The sequence below is a fragment of the Ralstonia insidiosa genome, from assembly GCF_008801405.1.
Lineage (GTDB): Bacteria > Pseudomonadota > Gammaproteobacteria > Burkholderiales > Burkholderiaceae > Ralstonia > Ralstonia insidiosa.
Map to the genome: position 1 here is coordinate 3,285,772 of NZ_VZPV01000001.1, position 15,677 is coordinate 3,301,448.

At 62.6% G+C, this 15,677-nt stretch carries 28 protein-coding genes and 1 other RNA gene; 26 read left to right on the forward strand and 3 right to left on the reverse strand.

The features are described 5' to 3' along the window. Nucleotides 1-151 precede the first annotated feature (151 nt). Nucleotides 152-499: a hypothetical protein gene (locus F7R11_RS15595; RefSeq protein ID WP_151180531.1), complete on the reverse strand. Its 348-nt coding sequence runs from the start codon at nucleotides 497-499 to the stop codon at nucleotides 152-154. A gap of 84 nt (nucleotides 500-583) precedes the next feature. Then, a complete protein-coding gene (locus F7R11_RS15600) occupies nucleotides 584-1,030 on the reverse strand; it encodes a MerR family transcriptional regulator (protein WP_151180532.1) in 447 nt (148 codons plus the stop codon). Between the two features lie 244 nt (nucleotides 1,031-1,274). Between F7R11_RS15600 and F7R11_RS15605 the strand changes: the two genes are divergently transcribed. From F7R11_RS15605 to F7R11_RS15615, 3 genes are read left to right on the forward strand one after another with little or no spacing between them, the layout of a single operon-like run. Beyond that, nucleotides 1,275-1,571: a helix-turn-helix domain-containing protein gene (locus F7R11_RS15605; RefSeq protein ID WP_064804932.1), complete on the forward strand. Its 297-nt coding sequence runs from the start codon at nucleotides 1,275-1,277 to the stop codon at nucleotides 1,569-1,571. A gap of 33 nt (nucleotides 1,572-1,604) precedes the next feature. Next, nucleotides 1,605-1,796, forward strand: a complete 192-nt coding sequence (locus F7R11_RS15610; RefSeq protein ID WP_064804935.1) for a hypothetical protein — start codon at nucleotides 1,605-1,607, stop codon at nucleotides 1,794-1,796. A gap of 2 nt (nucleotides 1,797-1,798) precedes the next feature. Next, the gene (locus tag F7R11_RS15615) at nucleotides 1,799-2,317 is read left to right on the forward strand and encodes a hypothetical protein (RefSeq protein ID WP_064804938.1); all 519 of its coding nucleotides are present in this window, start codon (nucleotides 1,799-1,801) and stop codon (nucleotides 2,315-2,317) included. A gap of 7 nt (nucleotides 2,318-2,324) precedes the next feature. Here F7R11_RS15615 and F7R11_RS15620 read toward each other — a convergent pair whose 3' ends face one another. Further along, a complete protein-coding gene (locus F7R11_RS15620) occupies nucleotides 2,325-2,762 on the reverse strand; it encodes a hypothetical protein (protein ID WP_064804941.1) in 438 nt (145 codons plus the stop codon). A 36-nt stretch (nucleotides 2,763-2,798) separates the two neighbouring features. Between F7R11_RS15620 and F7R11_RS15625 the strand changes: the two genes are divergently transcribed. The 23 genes from F7R11_RS15625 to F7R11_RS15730 all read left to right on the forward strand — a co-directional run bounded on the left by F7R11_RS15625 (nucleotide 2,799) and on the right by F7R11_RS15730 (nucleotide 15,676). After that, nucleotides 2,799-4,928, forward strand: a complete 2,130-nt coding sequence (locus tag F7R11_RS15625; protein ID WP_064806428.1) for a Mu transposase C-terminal domain-containing protein — start codon at nucleotides 2,799-2,801, stop codon at nucleotides 4,926-4,928. Nucleotides 4,929-4,995: 67 nt separating this feature from the next. Beyond that, nucleotides 4,996-5,766: an AAA family ATPase gene (locus F7R11_RS15630; RefSeq protein WP_064804944.1), complete on the forward strand. Its 771-nt coding sequence runs from the start codon at nucleotides 4,996-4,998 to the stop codon at nucleotides 5,764-5,766. Then, the gene (locus F7R11_RS15635) at nucleotides 5,756-6,397 is read left to right on the forward strand and encodes an OTU domain-containing protein (protein ID WP_064804946.1); all 642 of its coding nucleotides are present in this window, start codon (nucleotides 5,756-5,758) and stop codon (nucleotides 6,395-6,397) included. Before F7R11_RS15630 ends, F7R11_RS15635 begins: the two co-directional genes overlap by 11 nt. After that, nucleotides 6,387-6,896, forward strand: coding sequence for a MarR family transcriptional regulator (locus tag F7R11_RS15640; RefSeq protein WP_231973103.1), 510 nt, complete (start codon nucleotides 6,387-6,389; stop codon nucleotides 6,894-6,896). The genes F7R11_RS15635 and F7R11_RS15640 overlap by 11 nt, the downstream gene beginning before the upstream one ends. Then, a complete protein-coding gene (locus F7R11_RS15645; RefSeq protein WP_064804951.1) occupies nucleotides 6,893-7,255 on the forward strand; it encodes a hypothetical protein in 363 nt (120 codons plus the stop codon). The genes F7R11_RS15640 and F7R11_RS15645 overlap by 4 nt, the downstream gene beginning before the upstream one ends. 216 nt (nucleotides 7,256-7,471) lie before the next feature. After that, a complete protein-coding gene (locus tag F7R11_RS15650; protein WP_231973105.1) occupies nucleotides 7,472-8,014 on the forward strand; it encodes a hypothetical protein in 543 nt (180 codons plus the stop codon). Further along, nucleotides 8,004-8,369, forward strand: a complete 366-nt coding sequence (locus tag F7R11_RS15655; RefSeq protein WP_064804956.1) for a hypothetical protein — start codon at nucleotides 8,004-8,006, stop codon at nucleotides 8,367-8,369. Before F7R11_RS15650 ends, F7R11_RS15655 begins: the two co-directional genes overlap by 11 nt. A gap of 23 nt (nucleotides 8,370-8,392) precedes the next feature. After that, nucleotides 8,393-9,016: a DUF3164 family protein gene (locus F7R11_RS15660; RefSeq protein WP_064804958.1), complete on the forward strand. Its 624-nt coding sequence runs from the start codon at nucleotides 8,393-8,395 to the stop codon at nucleotides 9,014-9,016. Nucleotides 9,017-9,025: 9 nt separating this feature from the next. Then, entirely contained in the window at nucleotides 9,026-9,298 is a 273-nt protein-coding gene (locus tag F7R11_RS15665) for a hypothetical protein (RefSeq protein WP_064804964.1), read from the forward strand. A gap of 32 nt (nucleotides 9,299-9,330) precedes the next feature. Continuing rightward, nucleotides 9,331-9,603: an HU family DNA-binding protein gene (locus tag F7R11_RS15670; protein ID WP_064804967.1), complete on the forward strand. Its 273-nt coding sequence runs from the start codon at nucleotides 9,331-9,333 to the stop codon at nucleotides 9,601-9,603. An 11-nt stretch (nucleotides 9,604-9,614) separates the two neighbouring features. Then, an RNA gene (locus F7R11_RS15675) (hammerhead ribozyme type II) lies at nucleotides 9,615-9,681 on the forward strand. A 129-nt stretch (nucleotides 9,682-9,810) separates the two neighbouring features. After that, nucleotides 9,811-9,939 (forward strand): hypothetical protein, encoded by a 129-nt coding sequence (locus F7R11_RS27420; protein ID WP_257784458.1) that lies wholly within the window; start codon nucleotides 9,811-9,813, stop codon nucleotides 9,937-9,939. A 1-nt stretch (nucleotide 9,940) separates the two neighbouring features. After that, on the forward strand, nucleotides 9,941-10,378 hold the full coding sequence (locus F7R11_RS15680) for a hypothetical protein (protein WP_064804969.1): 438 nt from the start codon (nucleotides 9,941-9,943) through the stop codon (nucleotides 10,376-10,378). Between the two features lie 2 nt (nucleotides 10,379-10,380). Beyond that, nucleotides 10,381-10,773, forward strand: a complete 393-nt coding sequence (locus F7R11_RS15685; RefSeq protein WP_064804971.1) for a gp16 family protein — start codon at nucleotides 10,381-10,383, stop codon at nucleotides 10,771-10,773. A 3-nt stretch (nucleotides 10,774-10,776) separates the two neighbouring features. Beyond that, a complete protein-coding gene (locus F7R11_RS15690) occupies nucleotides 10,777-11,220 on the forward strand; it encodes a Mor transcription activator family protein (protein ID WP_064804973.1) in 444 nt (147 codons plus the stop codon). A 39-nt stretch (nucleotides 11,221-11,259) separates the two neighbouring features. Next, complete coding sequence (locus tag F7R11_RS15695) at nucleotides 11,260-11,535, forward strand: hypothetical protein (RefSeq protein WP_064804976.1); 276 nt, start codon at nucleotides 11,260-11,262, stop codon at nucleotides 11,533-11,535. Between the two features lie 145 nt (nucleotides 11,536-11,680). Then, a complete protein-coding gene (locus F7R11_RS15700) occupies nucleotides 11,681-12,124 on the forward strand; it encodes a structural protein P5 (RefSeq protein WP_064804977.1) in 444 nt (147 codons plus the stop codon). Then, nucleotides 12,121-12,378 carry a hypothetical protein gene (locus F7R11_RS15705; protein WP_064804979.1) on the forward strand — a complete coding sequence of 86 codons (258 nt, stop codon included), beginning with the start codon at nucleotides 12,121-12,123 and terminating at the stop codon, nucleotides 12,376-12,378. The genes F7R11_RS15700 and F7R11_RS15705 overlap by 4 nt, the downstream gene beginning before the upstream one ends. Beyond that, the gene (locus F7R11_RS15710; protein ID WP_151180533.1) at nucleotides 12,359-12,970 is read left to right on the forward strand and encodes a hypothetical protein; all 612 of its coding nucleotides are present in this window, start codon (nucleotides 12,359-12,361) and stop codon (nucleotides 12,968-12,970) included. Before F7R11_RS15705 ends, F7R11_RS15710 begins: the two co-directional genes overlap by 20 nt. Beyond that, nucleotides 12,957-13,184, forward strand: coding sequence for a TraR/DksA C4-type zinc finger protein (locus F7R11_RS27495; RefSeq protein ID WP_082932846.1), 228 nt, complete (start codon nucleotides 12,957-12,959; stop codon nucleotides 13,182-13,184). Before F7R11_RS15710 ends, F7R11_RS27495 begins: the two co-directional genes overlap by 14 nt. Beyond that, nucleotides 13,184-13,405 carry a hypothetical protein gene (locus tag F7R11_RS15720; RefSeq protein WP_064804983.1) on the forward strand — a complete coding sequence of 74 codons (222 nt, stop codon included), beginning with the start codon at nucleotides 13,184-13,186 and terminating at the stop codon, nucleotides 13,403-13,405. The genes F7R11_RS27495 and F7R11_RS15720 overlap by 1 nt, the downstream gene beginning before the upstream one ends. Beyond that, nucleotides 13,405-13,905: a DUF1804 family protein gene (locus tag F7R11_RS15725; protein WP_064804985.1), complete on the forward strand. Its 501-nt coding sequence runs from the start codon at nucleotides 13,405-13,407 to the stop codon at nucleotides 13,903-13,905. The genes F7R11_RS15720 and F7R11_RS15725 overlap by 1 nt, the downstream gene beginning before the upstream one ends. Then, nucleotides 13,898-15,676: a hypothetical protein gene (locus F7R11_RS15730; protein ID WP_064804987.1), complete on the forward strand. Its 1,779-nt coding sequence runs from the start codon at nucleotides 13,898-13,900 to the stop codon at nucleotides 15,674-15,676. Before F7R11_RS15725 ends, F7R11_RS15730 begins: the two co-directional genes overlap by 8 nt. Nucleotide 15,677 lies beyond the last annotated feature (1 nt).

Here is a 15,677-nt window from a genome sequence, read left to right on the forward strand (position 1 = left end):
TCAAACAGTTCCCCTTCTTTTTTCCTCCTTGCAACAGAAATTCAAGGCGCCGCATAGGGCAGGGAAAGTCAAAAACCAAAAGCCAACCCCCCTGGGCACCAGCCCAAACGACAAGGCCAACCTCATGTGGGGGGGTGCTCGTTTTGACCTCTCAACCAAAACGGCCCAAAAAGCCGAAAACGGCCTGACTGCAAGGGTTGTCGGGTTCCCACACGTTAAACAGCTCCCCAGAAATTTCGCAAAAAACTACGAACAAAATGCGCGTTTTTGCGCGCGTTTTGTCCCAGAACCAGTTGGAAAGTGCGCGGCGAGCGGCAAAACGCAGTCGAGACACCAAGAAACCCCTGAATCTGCCGTCGTTCGCAGCTTCTGCGCCACCGTCGCCGACTACCCCAAGAAGCGCTCCCCTGGCGGGTTTCCCGGCACCCACTGCAGTAACGCAAACCACGTCATCTAAAATAGACTTAAGTCTGTTCTTATTTTCTTGCAGATTAACCACCGGGAAATCCCCCAAAAGGGGAAAAACCTAGCGTTTGCCCGGCGGTATAACCGCCCCCGATCGGGGGGAGTTAATGCAGCGGCATCACTCCCCGCTAATCACCCTGAGCATATCGGCGGCGTCTGCTTGGTCGGCACCACGGGCGAGGTAGTCGTACAGTACAGCAACCACCGCGTACCGGCGCTGAGCGTCCAGCCGCAAGCCACGCTCGCGCTGCCATTCCTCCAAAGCCTCCTCAGCGAGCTGCAACAGCTTGGGGTCAACCTTTGATGTACCAGCCACGACGGTGCCGACAACCTTGGCGGGCTGCCTAGGCGCCTCGGTAACGTCCGCCACCCCAGCCCCGCCGCTACGCGGCAGGTAACGGGCTGGTATCTCGTACATGCGGCGCGTGCCACCTATGCCTTTGCGCTCCTCGAATTGCCAGCCCTCAGAGGCGGCACGCTCGATGACCTTGCCCTTCGTCGTGGGCAAGCCTTCCAGGCGCATCTTGGCTATTTCGGCTGCCGAGTAGAGCTTTTCGGGCGGCACACTCAATCCCCTAAAAGTATTCCCGTCAAGGCACACTTCATGCGCCAAGGGGCAGATGCTTTCGCATCAATAAAATCAATGGGTTACATGGATTACGCGCTAAGGGCGCGAATCATCCAAGTGTTCCCATGCGGAATAGTCTTGACGGAACTCTTCGGAACACTTAATCTTCGCTAAACCAGACCTTCGGGACTACGCCCCGACCAAAAAACCGGCGAATGCCGGTGGATGCGAAGAGACCGCCATGAGCAAAAAACAAGCCGCCGGATGGCACCGCGAAGACATCAAGGCCGCCATCCGCAAGAAGGGCAGCACGATGAACGACCTGGCGCGGGAGAACGGTTTGCCGCCTTCGACCGTCCGCAATGCTCTGACCCGCCCCGCCTACTCCGGTGAACTGGCCATCATGCATTTTCTGAACGTTCCGGGCCATGAACTATGGCCCGAACGCTGGACGCCGGAAGGCCGGCGCATCCGCCCTCGCTACGCCCAGAAGTATAGCGGGACGGCGCACTTCGACACGGTTAAAGCCGCTGCCTAGTACTTCGATCCACTTTTAGCACCGGGGGAACACATGTTCGACGTCCAAGACCTGGCTAAGCGCATTAGCGACCGCGCCGACGCTGATCTGCCCAAGTGGCAGCAGCAGATGCCCGAAGACATTCGCGCCAACATGAAGGTCGGCTATCTCACGCACATGCTGGCCGAGCTGTTGAGCGGCGGCATGTCGATCGAGGAAGCCCGTAACCGGATCGACGGGGTTTAACCATGAACAAGCGCCGTCAATCCAGCCGCGCCGCGCACAGCGCCGGCCAGCTCGCTCTTAACTTCGACGTCTTCGCCGTCGAGACGCCCGCCGGCGTGGTTGCCGTCAAAGGCGAGAACGCTCTGGACGCAGGCATCCGCCAGGCGCTCGTCTCCGCGCTGGATGCCGCCTTCGGCAAGGGCCTGTCCCGCGAACGTGTTGCAGATGGCATGGCCGACATCCTCTGCCGCCCGGTCACCAAGGCGCACCTGGACCTGTGGGTTGCCCCGAGCCAGGCCGACCGCCGCATTCCTGTGGACGCCTTCATGGCGGTGATGATGGTCTGCCAGGACTTCACGCCGCTGGACTGGCTTGCTGCGCAGTTCGCACGCAAGGTGCTCACCGCCGAGGAAGTCCTGTGCGCCGAGTTCGGCGCCATGGAGGTGTTGCGGCGCCATCTGACTGCGAAGTCCAAGGCCATCGAAGGCCAGATGGACGAGAAGCTGTTCGGTCAGATCGCCGAACGGATCAAGCGGGGTTAAGTCGTGCTCAATCCGAATCAAAAGGCGACGGCGCCCAACGAAGAAAGGCCTCTGGCCAGTACGGAATGCGCGTGCGCCAAAGCTCTAGGTATATCGACCCAGCACTGGATGTGGTGTCACGATAGGAGCCGCCTGCTTGCAGATAGGGTTCGCTCCGGACAAGCACATCAAGCAGCGCCTGCCCCATGCGGCAATGCGTTGCGGCGGCAAGCACAAAAAGTGAGCGCTCAAACGGGCTGCTCCACTTCCTCCGCTTGCGTACAGACGGTGTTGCGGCAGCGAACTGCGCAATCGCCAACTCATTCTGCTCGGTCCACGCCAGCAACGCATCGAATCCTAGGCGCCCTAACTCGTCTGCGAGTTCGACTACGTCTTCTTCGCTTAGAAGCGCTTCAAGTTCTTCCGCGAGCGTTCTGCTGGCTGACGCGTAGTTGCCTAGTCCCATTGCTGGCTCGGTTCAAAAATGGACGGCAAATTTAACATGGCCTCCACTGTCGTCGTGAAAGCCAGCTACAGCGCGAGCGAACTTGCTGAGTTGCGTCTTCCTGTCCTACCGACGTCCAAAGGGAAGCTGATTGCAAAGGCTGCCCGCGAATCTTGGCCGTTTGTCGAAACGACCGGCGTAGGCGGTACCCGCCGCGAGTACACACCGCCTGCCGAGGTGATGGACTCGATCCGCGCGAAGGCAGCCCAGCAGTTGGTGGCCGTCGCCGCCCCGACCGCTGCGGCCCGCGAACTCACGCCGCACCAGCGCCGCGACGAAACCCGCGCACAGACGCTGAAGGCCGATGCACGAAAGGGAGTACTGGCAGCACTTAACGCCCTGATGGAGCGCTCGCACTACACCCGCAAGCGCGCCGCCACGGTCCTGCTCGACATGGCACGCATCGGCACCGCCAGCGAGCAGCTGGTCGCCATGCTCAAGCTCGCCCGCGACGAACGCGGGCGCAGCAGCGCGGACGGTCTGCCTTCGGTTCGTAGCATTCTGCGGTTCGTTGAATATGAGCGCTGCGGCAACCTGGTGCCCAAGCTCCCCGAGCGGGACATGTCCGTGCCGGCATGGGCGCCGTTCTTCCTGGGCCACTTCCAGCGGCCGGAGAAGCCTTCGGTGGCACACGCCTACGAACTGTTCCTCAAGGAATGGACGCAGGTGCCACGCGTGGAGGTACCAAGCGTGCACCAGGTGCGCCGCTTCCTGGCCAAGATCGGCAACGTGAGCCGCGAAGCCGGCCGCATGGGTGCGCGCGAGCTGAAGACGATTAAGCCGTTCATCCGGCGCGGGTTCGAGAGCCTGCTGCCGGGCGACATCTACAGCGCCGACGGCCACACCTTCGACGCTGAAGTCCAGCACCCGCTGCACGGTCGCCCCTTCCGCCCGGAAATCACGACCGTGGTCGACATTGCCACCCGCAAGGTGGTGGGCTGGTCGGTCGGCCTGGCCGAGAGCGCGCTTGCAGTGCTCGATGCCCTGCGGATGGCATGCATCGAGCGCGGTATCTGCGCGATCTTCTATGTCGACAACGGCTCCGGCTACGTCAACTCGATGATGACCGACGAAGCCACCGGCCTGATGGGTCGGCTGGGCATGGAGATGGTCAACAGCCTGCCCTACAACTCGCAAGCGCGCGGCGTCATTGAGAAGCTGCACCAGACCATTTGGGTTAAGGCTGCACGCGAAGTGGAAGGCTACATCGGCCACGACATGGACCGCGAGGCAAAGCTGGCCACCTTCAAGCTGTCCCGCAAGGCAATCGCCACGCGCGGCGAGGTGGTGGCCATGCCTCTGATGGCCTGGCAGCAGTTCGTGACCTTCGCGCAGCAGAAGGTGGACGAGTACAACGACCGCCCGCACCGCTCGCTGCCCAAGATCGTTGACCCGGCATCCGGCCGCCGCCGCCACATGACGCCGAACGAGCAATGGCAAGCCTTTGAAGACAAGGGCTTCGAGCCGGCTCGCGTGCACGACGACGACGCGCTGCCGCTGTTCCGCCCGCAAGTGCTGCGCACCGTGCGCCGCGCCGAGCTGGAGGTGTTCGGCAATCGCTACTTCAACCGCGACCTGGAGGAGTTCCACGGCGAGCAGCTTGCCGTGGGCTACGACATCCACGACCCCAGCACGGTGTGGGTGTACGACGACACCGGCCGCTTCATCTGCACCGCCGAGCTGGACGCCAACAAGCGGGACTACATGCCGATGTCGGTCATCGAGCGTGCGCGCGAAAAGCGCGCCGAGGGCCGCGAGAAGCGTCTGCAGGCAAAGCTCACCGAAGTACGCGAGGAACTGCACGGCGCCCCTGCGTTGGAGTTGAACCCCAGCGACACCATCGTCATCCCCGGCTTCATGAACATTCGCCGCGACCAGCTCGAAGAGCGCGCGAAGGCGGCACTGGACGTGGAAACCATCGACGTTAAGGCGCCGGTGGCCACACCGATGAGCACGGCCCATGCGCCGGTCTGGTCAGTGCCAACGACAACAGAAGCCCGCTACGCCGAATGGCAGCGGCTGATCAACCTGAAAGAGGAGGAAATCGACAGCGAGAAGGCAAGGAAATGGCGGCACACCTACCAGGAGACCGCCGAGTTCCGGACATGGCAGCGAAAGACCGCTTGAAGACACCCGCTTAACCAACGCGCTGCTGTAGCAGCAGCAACGCATTAGCAACAGGAGAGCCTGAATCATGACCCAACGCCCCGCGACCGTCAATCTGGTCGCCCCCATCACCAACCTGCACCTGGTTGCCGTCACGCTGGAGAAGCTGCTCGCACGCGTCAATGGCCTGCCTGGCATCGGCGTGATGTTTGGCCCGCCCGGCACGGGCAAGACAGTGGCCTGCAACACCGTCGCCACCGAAATGCGCGGCTACTACGTGCAGGTGCGCAGCGCCTGGAATCGCAAGACGCTGCTGGCCAAGATCCTGGCCGAAATGAGCATCGAGCCCGAGAAGACCATCCCGGCGATGCTCGACCAGGTGGCCGACCAACTGCGCGGCAGCCGCCGTCCGCTGATCATCGATGAGTTCAACAACTGTCTGCGCAACGGCTCGATGATCGAGCTGGTACGCGACATCTACGAAGCCAGCCACGGCACGCTGCTGCTCGTGGGTGATCAGCGCATCCCGGCCAAGCTCCGGAGCTGGGAAGCGTTCGATAGCCGCGTCATGGCCCGCATCGAAGCGGCCCCGGTTTCGCTCGATGACGCGCGCAAGCTCGTGCCGATCTACTGCCACGGCGGCGTCACCATCGCCGACGATCTGCTCGAACACGTGGTCGCCAAGGCCGCCGGCTCAGTGCGCCGCGTTTGCGTGAACCTCGCTCGCATTCACGAGGAAGCCATGATGCTGGCCGAGTCGGAAATGACGCTGGCGTTGTGGGGCGACCGCGAGCTGTACCAGCCTGCAGCAACGGGCAGCAAGCGCCAGAAGGCGGAGGGGGACGCCCATGTCGCGTAAGCCCGCCCACCTCGAAATGAAAGGCGGCAAGTCTCCGCGCCAGCGCGTTTGGGAAGCCATGCGCCGCCACCGCGAGTGCTTTACGCAACGCGACCTTGCCGAGGTCGTGGGTGGCCTGGAAGGCGTCATCGAAGACTACGTCAGGAACCTGCTCAAGGCTGGATTCATCGAGGTTATCCCGGACGAGAGGGCCGGCCGCATTGCGGTGCGCAAGTCCTACCGTCTCGTCCGGGATAACGGCGTTGAGGCCCCCCGCGTCCGTAGGACCGGGGAGATCGTGACCAAAGGCCGAGGTAACGAAGCCATGTGGGGAACGATGCGCCGCATGTTCAGCAAGCCGGGCAACGACTTCAACTATCGGGAGCTGGCGGGCATGTGCAGCACGGCCTCGCACCCGGTACTGGTGCAGACCGCGAAGAACTATGTGCTGTACCTGGCTGCGGCTGGCTACCTGCAAGAAACGAAGCCTGCCGTACGTGGCAGTTGCCCTGTGCCGGCTCGGTACTTCCTCAAGCTCGACACCGGCCCGCGTGCCCCGATGATCCAGCGCGCGTGCCAGGTCTTCGATCCCAACCCCAAATACAACCGGGTGATGTGGACCGAGCAAAAGGGGATGGACGATGAGCAATGACGTTAAGCCACTGCCGGCATACATGGTCGAAAGCTGGTTCATCGGCCTGCAGCGCGAGGTCAAGGCCAGCACGACCGCCAAGGTTGCAGAGCGCATGGGTGTCTCGCGGCCGACGCTCTCGATCCTGCTGAACGGACTCGGCGAGTACGGCAAGGGCACCGCCAGCACCGCCCGGATCGAGATGCGCTATCGCCAGGCATTCGAGCGCATCACGTGCACGTATGACGGCAAGCAGGTCGATATCGAGCACTGCCGCGAGAAGGCCCTGGGCAAGGCGCCGAATCACAACCCAATGAAGATGCACCACTGGCAAGCGTGCCAGGGCTGCCAGTACAAGCCGAAGCCGAAAGCACCGCCGCCAGTCGTCGTCAAGCGTGCGCCGAGCAAATCAGGCAAGCAGCCCGACATGCCGATGGCCGCATTGGACACCAAGACCCTGCCGCTGCCCGAAGTGGGCGGCCCCCAAGTCGACTTAACCGTTAAGGAGCCCTCGCAATGAAGCGCAATCAACGAACAGTGCCCCGGGCACTCCACGGCAGCCTGGTCGTCACCAAAGGCCCGCAATTCGACAACCTGGTCACGGCTGAGCTGCGCACCGGCCTGGCCCGCATTCGCAGCGAGGTTGCCGCTGCTGCCAAACGCCTGGCAGCGGAATGGAAGCTGATGCGGGAGCGCATGGCCATCCAACGCAAGCTGCGCCGCCAGACGAAAGAGCTGACGCGTGGAAACCGCGAGGTCGACTGGATGCGCGAAGAGCTGATGAAGGCCGAGCGCAATCAATCCGCCCTGGAGCTGTTGTACCGCCAGAACGAAGAGAAGCTGCTGGCGCGCCTCGCACAACTGGACCGGGGGCTGTGATGCGCAAGCGCATGACTATCCGCCAGTTTCTCCACACCCGCCTGGGCTTCGTCGTTTGGACGCTCGTGGTGGCTCTCCTGGCCTTCAACGCAGGTCAGATCTCAAACCAAGCGCAAGGCCATGTGTACAGCCAACCGCGCCCGACCGTCTGAAGGAGGGTTGATGCCACTTCCCTCATTTACTTGCCCGGTTTGCAGAAACCCGCTGTCTGTTGACGTGGTGTTCGCCCACGAAGGCGTGCGTGACGCGATCCTGCAACTGGTCAACGCCCACACGGACGGCGCCAAGCTGCTGCGTCCGCTGCTCGGCTACGTCGGCATGTTCGCGCCGGTCAAGACCGAAATGCGGTACGAGCGCGTTGCTTCGGTCCTGGCCGAGGTCGTTGCATCGATCAAGGCCGGCACGGTCCGCGACGTGCACGGCGTCACGCACCCGGCACCGCTCGACTACTGGCGCCAGGCGTTCGAGGAAATGGCCGCACGGCGTGACGCCGGGTCGCTGAAGCTGCCGCTGAAGTCGCACGGATACCTGCACACCGTTGTCGTCGGGCTGGCCAGCAAGGCAGCCGCGACGGCCGAGCAAAGGGCCGAAGCGCAGCGGGCTGGACACGCCGGCATGGGCACGCAACCGGAGCGCATGCGGGCCGTCACCGTTGAAACACCCCAACGTTCGGCTCCACCGGCCGACGTTCGTCAAAACCTATTGCGCGCGGCAGGGAGCCGGCGCGCACAACCTAGTGGGGAAACTCATGCTGACTAAAGAGCTGATCGCGGACATCGAGAAGCGCGCTTTCCAGCAGGCGTGCGGGGAGCCGATTGCCTGGACGCGCGAGCTGGAAGTAGTGGCATCGGGTTACTGCAAGTACCTGGCGGACGCCGCACACGAACCCGATTTGAATCCGCTGCAGGTCTGCCAGATGGTGGCCAGCGCTCTCGCGCTGGCGGTCTATGCCAGGAATATCGGCTGGATCTCCCATAAGGCATTCGACCAGGCCAGCACGTACGCAGCCGAGGTACGCCGCCGGTCTTTGAGCAAGTGGAAAGGACAAGTTGTGGTGGTGTCAGGCAAGGGCACAACAGCACATCACGCGCCGGCTTCCACGACCAAGCATTAACCCATCCATACCAGGAGTAATTCATGCCAACGCAACACAGCTCAGCTCACGCGGGCTATATGACCAACGCCCAGGGACACCTGGTGCCCAAGGAATTGGTTAAGCCCATCGACCTGGCGCGCGACCAACTGGTGCAGGAGCTGTTCCAGAAAGCCGAAGCCGAGCAGGAGGTTCTGCGCAAGATCAAGCAGGCTGCCTACCAGGACATCGAGGCATTTGTGGAGATGTCGGCCGAGGAGTACGGCGTCAAGCGCGGTGGCAAGAAAGGCAACGTGACGTTGCACAGCTTCGACGGCAAGTACAAGGTTCAGCTCTCGCGCGCCGAGAACCTGAAATTCGACGAGCGCCTGCAGGCGGCCAAGGCGATCATCGATGAGCTTCTGACCGAGTGGGCCGAGGGATCGCGCCCGGAGATTCAAGCCATCATCCAGCGCGCTTTCGACACCGACAAGGAAGGCGAACTGAACACCGGTCGCGTGCTGTCGCTGCGCAACTTGGACATCAAGGACGAGCGCTGGAAACAGGCCATGCAGGCCATTGGGGACAGCCTCCAGGTGGTCGGCACCAAGAGCTACGTGCGGTTCTACAAGCGCATTGAGGGCAGCGACGAGTACGAGGCGGTGCTGCTCGATATCGCCAAGGTCTGAGCGCGCGCAATGACTACGCCTAAGACTCTCCAGATCGCACTACTAGCTGTTGAAGATGGCAAGCCCATCGGCATCACTTGGAAAGACGGTGTGCGCCATTTGCCTGACGGGGACTACTTCCTCGTTACCGGCCAGCAAGCGGCAACGACTGAGTGGCAAGCGGCGATCGACAGCGCGAAGGCGGATGCCCTTTACGTCTTCAAGGACTCGTGCAACCACACACGCGACGCCATCGAATTTATGGCCGCCGTGATGAGTACAACCCGCGCCGGGTCGGCTTAACCCGGCAACCCAACCAACAAGGAAATCGAACCATGAACAAGCCTGATCTGATCGACCACATCACCGTCGCAACCGGCTGGACCAAGGCGGACGCGACCAAGGCGTTGGAGGCGACGCTGAGCGGTATCAAGGCCGGCCTAGCGAACGACGAGAACGTCACCCTGATTGGCTTCGGCACTTTCAGCGTAACCGAGCGCGCCGCACGTCTCGCACGCAACCCGCGCACGGGTGAAGAGATCGAGGTGGCAGCTGCGCGTGTTCCCAAGTTCAAACCTGGTAGCGACCTCAAGGCGCTGGTGAACTGACCCCACGCGACAAGCGAAACGCCCGCGTGAGCGGGCGTCTGCCCGGTGTGGTGACCAGGCACTGATGAGCAGCCAAATCAAAACCAACAGGGGGTGTTGGATGAGTTCTGAAGGGATCGTTCTGCTGGCCCACGTTCTTGCCAGCGCCGTGATCGTCCTGGCCTTCATCGAGCATCGTCGCGCTGAGCAGCATGGCGACGCGGAGGAATGAGCTGGATGGTCGATTTTTTCCGTTACGTCGCTTGGGCGTTCCTGATCGCGGCGACGGTTATCAACGTGTTCGCGGTCATGGCGGGACGGCCAGAAAAGGCAGCGACGAAAAGCAAAGGAGAGTGATGTGGCAAAACTGACCCGTGAGCAGATCATCGCTATTGAGGACGAACTGGCCGTTCCCTACGGAATGGTCCGTCTCATGTGCGACGGGTATCGGGTGGATATTCATGTCTCGCAAGTGAAACCACTCAAGTACGAATTGATGGTGTACGTCAACGGTGAGTGGAAGGGAAGCTGGGTCAAAGGCGACTGCGAAGAGGCCAAGCGCTTCATGCGCCCGATGCACCGTCACAAGTACACGACCGAATTCCGCACAGGGATGACTAAGGTCTACGGTGTACGTCGGGTGCGAAAAGAAATTCCAGACCTGGATGCCAAGGTCACCCACTACTCGCCGACCTGGTCCTCGGCCAAGCCGATGCTGCGGCATTTCGCCAAGACGTGCGGCGACATCCAACTGGTGTGCATCGGCTACCCGAAGCCCGAAGCGAAGGCGGCATAACCATGGCATCCCGCGCCAACCTGGCCAAGATCCACATTGCCCGAAAGCAGCTCGGCATGGATGAGGATACCTACCGCGCCATGCTGCAGTCGGTCGGCGGCGTTCAGTCGTCCAAAGACCTGGACGATGCCGGCGCCACCAAGGTGCTGGCGCACCTGCAGCGCTCGGGCTTCAAGCCGACCAAGCAGACCGGCCGCAAGCCGCGCATCGGTGGCGACCGTGCACGCCTGGTCGGCAAGATCGAGGCGCTGCTGGCCGACAGCGGCAAGCCGTGGGCCTACGCCGAGGCGATGGCCAAGCGCATGTTTAACGTCGACAAGCTGGAGTGGTGCGACCGCGATCAGCTCTGGCGCCTGACCGCCGCGCTCCAGATGAGCGCCAACCGAAACGGGTGATGCATGCAGCTTGAAAGCGTCCAGGGCCTGCTGCCCCGCGTGATTCACCAGGTGGTCGACGCCGTTGGCGCCGCCGCTGCGCTGCAGCTTGTCGAGACGTTCGGCGGTTCAACCTACCGCGTGCCTGTGCGCAAGAGCGCCGCAGGCGAAAAGCAGTTCCGCCTGGTTGCCGATGTGATCGGAGATGAAGCGGCCCTGCAGCTTGTCGGCAAGTTCGGCGGCCAGGAACTGTACTTCGCCAACTGTTCCGAGGCGCTGCGCGAGCTGCGCAACCGGGAGATCCGCGCGGAGTTCGACCGACTGACGCAGGTCGAGCGCATGGCTGCCATGCGCGCCGTAGCCCAGATGGCGCCGCGCTTTCGCAAGAGTGACCGCCAGATCTGGCGCATCCTGAACGAGACCGATAGAAGTGGTCCGGCGTCCAGCGCACAGAATGTGTTGTTTTAACGGTAAGTGGCACAATAGGCCGAAATTTCGGGAGGCCCTATGCAGCAACCGACACCACGCGATAACTACCAGGACGACGAGCCCGCTATGACCACGTATGTTGCGAGGCGCGGAAAGTCGGTCGCAAACGAGAAGCGTCCGATTTCAGGCGGCTATGAGTGGGCGATGTATCGCCGCGATCAGACGCGGGGGTACTGCTTTATCGCCGTCCAGTTCACCCAAGCTGATCTGTCCGACGTTCCTCGTCCGGTGCTGGCCGCACGCATCCGAGACGCGCGCACACAGATTCGCGCCTGGCGCAACGCATCAAACTGACCCGGCGTTCTTTACCTTCCCCGACAACAAGCCCCGCCAAGCGCGGGGCTTTGTCTTTGGTACTCCCTGACATCTGTCCAACTCCAGTCCCCACTACGCACGCGCGAGACTGCCGTGGAGTTGGACACATGTCAGGGAGTGAACCGTGCAACCACGTGGTATCCGCAACAACAACCCCGGCAACATCCGCTGGAAAGACGACTGGCAGGGCCTGATTCCGTCGCACATGCGCACGGACAAGGACTTTTGCCAGTTCTCCGAGCCGCGCTTTGGCATCCGTGCCATGGCGGTCGTGTTGCTCAACTACCGCAGCAAGACCGGCATGCCCGGCATCGGTGGCCCAGGTATCGACACGGTGCGCGAGGTGATTTCGCGCTGGGCACCGCCCAACGAAAACGACACCGAGTCGTACATCGCCGCAGTGGCCCAGGCTCTGGCCGTCCACCCCGACGCACGCATCGACCTGACGGACGGCGGCACGCTGCGCTGCATCGTGAGCGGAATCATCCGACACGAAAACGGCATGCAGCCCTACAGCGCTGCGCTCATTGAGGAAGGCGTACGCCTGGCGCTGGCCACGCTGAAATGATCCGGCTGCTGCGCTACATCCTCAAACGCCTGGCCGAGCTGGTGACCGATGCCGGCACCGGCCGGCTCTCCCACACCAAGCTGTGGCCCAACGTCGCCAACGCAGCCGCCACGGTGGTGTTCCTGCGCGAAGGCTGGGACCACCGCCTGACGCCCGAGATATGGGGCGTCTACTTGGCGGCCGTGGGCGGTTACACAGTCCTGATGCGCTACGTCACCAGCAAAGGCAAGCCCGATGCCCAACCGTCTACTTAACGCCCCCTTGATCCTGCTGATCGCCTTGGTCATCGCCATGATTGGTGGCGGCGTGGGTTATCACCTGGGGTTCAAGGAAGCCACCAAGAACGGCGATCTGGCCATGTCGACTTACAAGACAGGCCTGGCCACCGTCACCGCCGCAGGGTTGAACACGGCCCTGCAGAACTTTGGCCAGCGTGTCGCCTTGGGCAACCTGCTGACCAGCCAGCTGGTGGACCAGGAGCGCGGCAACGCGCAGACGGCCGCCGACCTTCATGCACAGGTGCCCCATGTCACGACTGTCTACCGTCCGGCGCCGGCTGCCCAGCCGGTGCCTGTTCCTGCTTGCGTGTTCACTCGCGGCTGGCTGCGCAGCTACAACGCAGCCATCGGTGCTTCAGTGCCCGCCAACGCCCAAGGCACCAGCGTACCTGCTCAAGCGACCGAAACCACCGGTGCCGCTCCAGGAGACGACGATCTCGCCCCCGCGGCCATCACTCAAGCCGGCGTCCTGAGTCATCACATCGACTACGCGGCAGGAGCGAAAGACCTGGAAGCACAGCTCAACAAGCTGATCGACTACGAGGAAGGGCTGGATGTTAAGCAATAAAGCCCTGGACGAAGCCAGCCGCGTCGAACAGCTGGAACGCGACGCGACCGTCGAGGCGGTTCGGTCGCGTATCCCCAAGGGCGAGTCCGCCCCAATCTGCACGAACCCCCTTTGCGGCCGGGAGATTCCCGAGGCCCGCCGCCTGGCAGTACCGGGTTGCCGGTATTGCATCAACTGCCAGGCACGCCTGGACCAACACACCCGGAGAATCTGATGGACGACAAAGACCTGGTCCAGGCGCTTGGCCGCATGGAGGGCAAGCTGGACATGATGCTGGTGAATCAACAGAGCCAAGGCCAACGCATGGACAGCATGGACAAACGCCTGCGCGCCGTCGAGGTGAAAGCAGCTCAGACGGGCGCCATTGCCGGCGGCTTCACGGCAGTGCTAACCGCTCTCGGCGTCGAGTTCGCCAAGCGCAAGTTGGGCCTGTAATGGCGTACGACCAGGCAGTGCGGGACAAGGTCCGCAGCGCGTTCGTGTTCCAGCGGCTGTCGTTGGAGCTGGCGGCCGTCTCCGCTGGCGTACCGATCAGCACGGCCCGCCGCTGGAAAGCCGACGCAAAGGCCAACGGCGACGACTGGGACAAGGCGCAGGCTGCGCAGCTCATGGCCGGCGGCACCATCGAAGATATTGCGCGCCAGATGCTGGCTGGTCTCGTCCTGCAGTACCAGGCGTCGATGGAAGCCCTGCAGACCGACAAGGAGCTGAAGCCGGCCGACAAGGTCCAGCTCCTGGCCAGCCTGGCCGATGCGTACAACAAGACCATCGCCGCATCCAAGCGCATCCTGCCCGAGACGTCCGAGCTGGCCACGGCCATGGACGTGCTGCAGCGCCTGGCCGCCTACGTTAAGGAACACCACGCCGACCTGATCGGAGTGTTTGCACAGATGCTGGACGGTTTCGGCCGCGAGCTGGCCCGCGACTATGGCTGATACGCAAGTCACAGAAAAGGAGTTCCTGGAAGAACTCCAGAAGCTCGGTGCTCAGCTGCGACGTGACATCGAGGCATACCAAAGCGGCCTGGACACGAGTCCGGCCGCGATTGCTGAGCGCCGCCGCCGCGTCCTGGTCGACGGCGATTTCCAGTTCTTCGCCTACACCTACTTCCCGCATCACATTCGCGGCGAGCCGTCGATGTTCCAGGGACAGTTCTGCACGCGGTTCCCGCAGTTGCTGCGTCAGGCCGGCGGCGTTAAGGAATGGTGGATCGCGCCACGGGGCGAGGCCAAATCGTCACTGTTGACCAAGGTTGGCCCGGTGTGGATTTCGGTGCAGGGGCTCCTGCAGCGCGAAGAGGTGCGCAAGGAGGTGGGCTGGCAAGGCCCGCCTCCACCGTTCATCGACTACGGCATCTTGTTGGGCGCGGAGACCAAGCTGCCTACCAAGCTGCTGGAAGTCATCAAGACTGAGCACATCGCCAACTCAGTGCTGGCGGTTGACTTCCCCGAGGTGTGCGGCAAGGGCAGCACCTGGAAGGTTGGCGAAATCGTCACGCGCACGGGCGTTAAGTTCGAGCCGTTCGGCGCTGAGCAGGCCATCCGGGGCACGTTCCACGGGGCGTCTCGCCCCAAGGTGCTCTTTGGCGATGATCTGATTACCGACGCCGAGGCGAAGAGCCCGACTGAGCGCGAGAACCGCTGGACCTGGCTGACCAAGGCCATCGACTACCTCGGGCCGCCTGACGGTACGGTCAAGTACCTGGGCGTGGGCACGATCCTGGACAAAGACGATCCGATCTCGCGGGCCAAGAAGACCATCGGCCACGTGGTCCACCACTTCCGCGCGCTCGTCAAGTTGCCGGTGAACATGGACTTGTGGGAGCAATGCGAGCAGCTGATGCGCAATGCCGACAAGCCGTTTGTGGAGCAGGCCCTTGCACAGGGCAAGGTGGTCGCCGAAACGGAACTGCCGTCCTTCCAGTTCTACCTGGAGAACAAGGCCGGCATGGACGAAGGCGCGGTGATTTCCTGGCCAACCGTGCGTTCGCTGTTCTGGTTGATGCGTCAGCGGGCCACCTCGCCGCGCGCCTTCGCCACCGAAATGCAGGGCGATCCGCGCTCCGACGAAGACAAGGTCTTCGGGAACATCACGTTCTGGGTGCAGCGGCTGCAGCACTGGATCATGTACGGGGCTTGTGATCCGTCGATGGGCAAGGGCGAAACGTCCGACCCGTCCGCCATCCTGGTCGGTGGCTTGGATACGTGGAACATGAAGCTGCACGTGGTGGAAGCCGTAATCAAGCGCCGCGTGATATCGAAACTGGAAGCCGACCTGATCGACGCTCAGCGCGAGTTCAAATGTCGAGCCTGGGCGTTCGAGAACAACAACGCCTATGAGCACTCGCGGCAGACGTTCATGATCAACGCTGCGCTCAAGGGTGTGCCGCTGCCGCTGGTGGGTATCACCGCCACGGTGGCGCCAGAAGTTCGCATCGACTCCCTGGAGCCGTACATCACGGACCGGGTAGCGCCGATGATCCTGTTGCACGCCAAGCTGACTGCGCTGCTTTCAGAGCTGGACACCTGGCCCGAGCCGCAATCAGGGCATCACTACGACGGTCTGACCGCCTTGCATCTGCTTTGGTACATCGCCAGCACGCGGGGCAATGGCCACTTCGAGTTCACGGCCGCCAGCCGTCACTCCTCCACCGCAGAAACGCAATCCGAGCATAGCGGCGATTCGCCGTTCGCCGGCAACTGGTAAC

What these genes read in the sequence shown, in the direction of transcription:
- F7R11_RS15605 (WP_064804932.1), top strand. Translation starts at nt 1,275, where the DNA reads ATGAGCAAAAAACAAGCCGCCGGATGGCACCGCGAAGACATCAAGGCC.
- F7R11_RS15610 (WP_064804935.1), top strand. Translation starts at nt 1,605, where the DNA reads ATGTTCGACGTCCAAGACCTGGCTAAGCGCATTAGCGACCGCGCCGAC.
- F7R11_RS15615 (WP_064804938.1), top strand. Translation starts at nt 1,799, where the DNA reads ATGAACAAGCGCCGTCAATCCAGCCGCGCCGCGCACAGCGCCGGCCAG.
- F7R11_RS15620 (WP_064804941.1), bottom strand. Translation starts at nt 2,762, where the DNA reads ATGGGACTAGGCAACTACGCGTCAGCCAGCAGAACGCTCGCGGAAGAA.
- F7R11_RS15625 (WP_064806428.1), top strand. Translation starts at nt 2,799, where the DNA reads ATGGCCTCCACTGTCGTCGTGAAAGCCAGCTACAGCGCGAGCGAACTT.
- F7R11_RS15630 (WP_064804944.1), top strand. Translation starts at nt 4,996, where the DNA reads ATGACCCAACGCCCCGCGACCGTCAATCTGGTCGCCCCCATCACCAAC.
- F7R11_RS15635 (WP_064804946.1), top strand. Translation starts at nt 5,756, where the DNA reads ATGTCGCGTAAGCCCGCCCACCTCGAAATGAAAGGCGGCAAGTCTCCG.
- F7R11_RS15640 (WP_231973103.1), top strand. Translation starts at nt 6,387, where the DNA reads ATGAGCAATGACGTTAAGCCACTGCCGGCATACATGGTCGAAAGCTGG.
- F7R11_RS15645 (WP_064804951.1), top strand. Translation starts at nt 6,893, where the DNA reads ATGAAGCGCAATCAACGAACAGTGCCCCGGGCACTCCACGGCAGCCTG.
- F7R11_RS15655 (WP_064804956.1), top strand. Translation starts at nt 8,004, where the DNA reads ATGCTGACTAAAGAGCTGATCGCGGACATCGAGAAGCGCGCTTTCCAG.
- F7R11_RS15660 (WP_064804958.1), top strand. Translation starts at nt 8,393, where the DNA reads ATGCCAACGCAACACAGCTCAGCTCACGCGGGCTATATGACCAACGCC.
- F7R11_RS15665 (WP_064804964.1), top strand. Translation starts at nt 9,026, where the DNA reads ATGACTACGCCTAAGACTCTCCAGATCGCACTACTAGCTGTTGAAGAT.
- F7R11_RS15670 (WP_064804967.1), top strand. Translation starts at nt 9,331, where the DNA reads ATGAACAAGCCTGATCTGATCGACCACATCACCGTCGCAACCGGCTGG.
- F7R11_RS27420 (WP_257784458.1), top strand. Translation starts at nt 9,811, where the DNA reads ATGAGCTGGATGGTCGATTTTTTCCGTTACGTCGCTTGGGCGTTCCTG.
- F7R11_RS15685 (WP_064804971.1), top strand. Translation starts at nt 10,381, where the DNA reads ATGGCATCCCGCGCCAACCTGGCCAAGATCCACATTGCCCGAAAGCAG.
- F7R11_RS15690 (WP_064804973.1), top strand. Translation starts at nt 10,777, where the DNA reads ATGCAGCTTGAAAGCGTCCAGGGCCTGCTGCCCCGCGTGATTCACCAG.
- F7R11_RS15695 (WP_064804976.1), top strand. Translation starts at nt 11,260, where the DNA reads ATGCAGCAACCGACACCACGCGATAACTACCAGGACGACGAGCCCGCT.
- F7R11_RS15705 (WP_064804979.1), top strand. Translation starts at nt 12,121, where the DNA reads ATGATCCGGCTGCTGCGCTACATCCTCAAACGCCTGGCCGAGCTGGTG.
- F7R11_RS15710 (WP_151180533.1), top strand. Translation starts at nt 12,359, where the DNA reads ATGCCCAACCGTCTACTTAACGCCCCCTTGATCCTGCTGATCGCCTTG.
- F7R11_RS27495 (WP_082932846.1), top strand. Translation starts at nt 12,957, where the DNA reads ATGTTAAGCAATAAAGCCCTGGACGAAGCCAGCCGCGTCGAACAGCTG.
- F7R11_RS15720 (WP_064804983.1), top strand. Translation starts at nt 13,184, where the DNA reads ATGGACGACAAAGACCTGGTCCAGGCGCTTGGCCGCATGGAGGGCAAG.
- F7R11_RS15725 (WP_064804985.1), top strand. Translation starts at nt 13,405, where the DNA reads ATGGCGTACGACCAGGCAGTGCGGGACAAGGTCCGCAGCGCGTTCGTG.
- F7R11_RS15730 (WP_064804987.1), top strand. Translation starts at nt 13,898, where the DNA reads ATGGCTGATACGCAAGTCACAGAAAAGGAGTTCCTGGAAGAACTCCAG.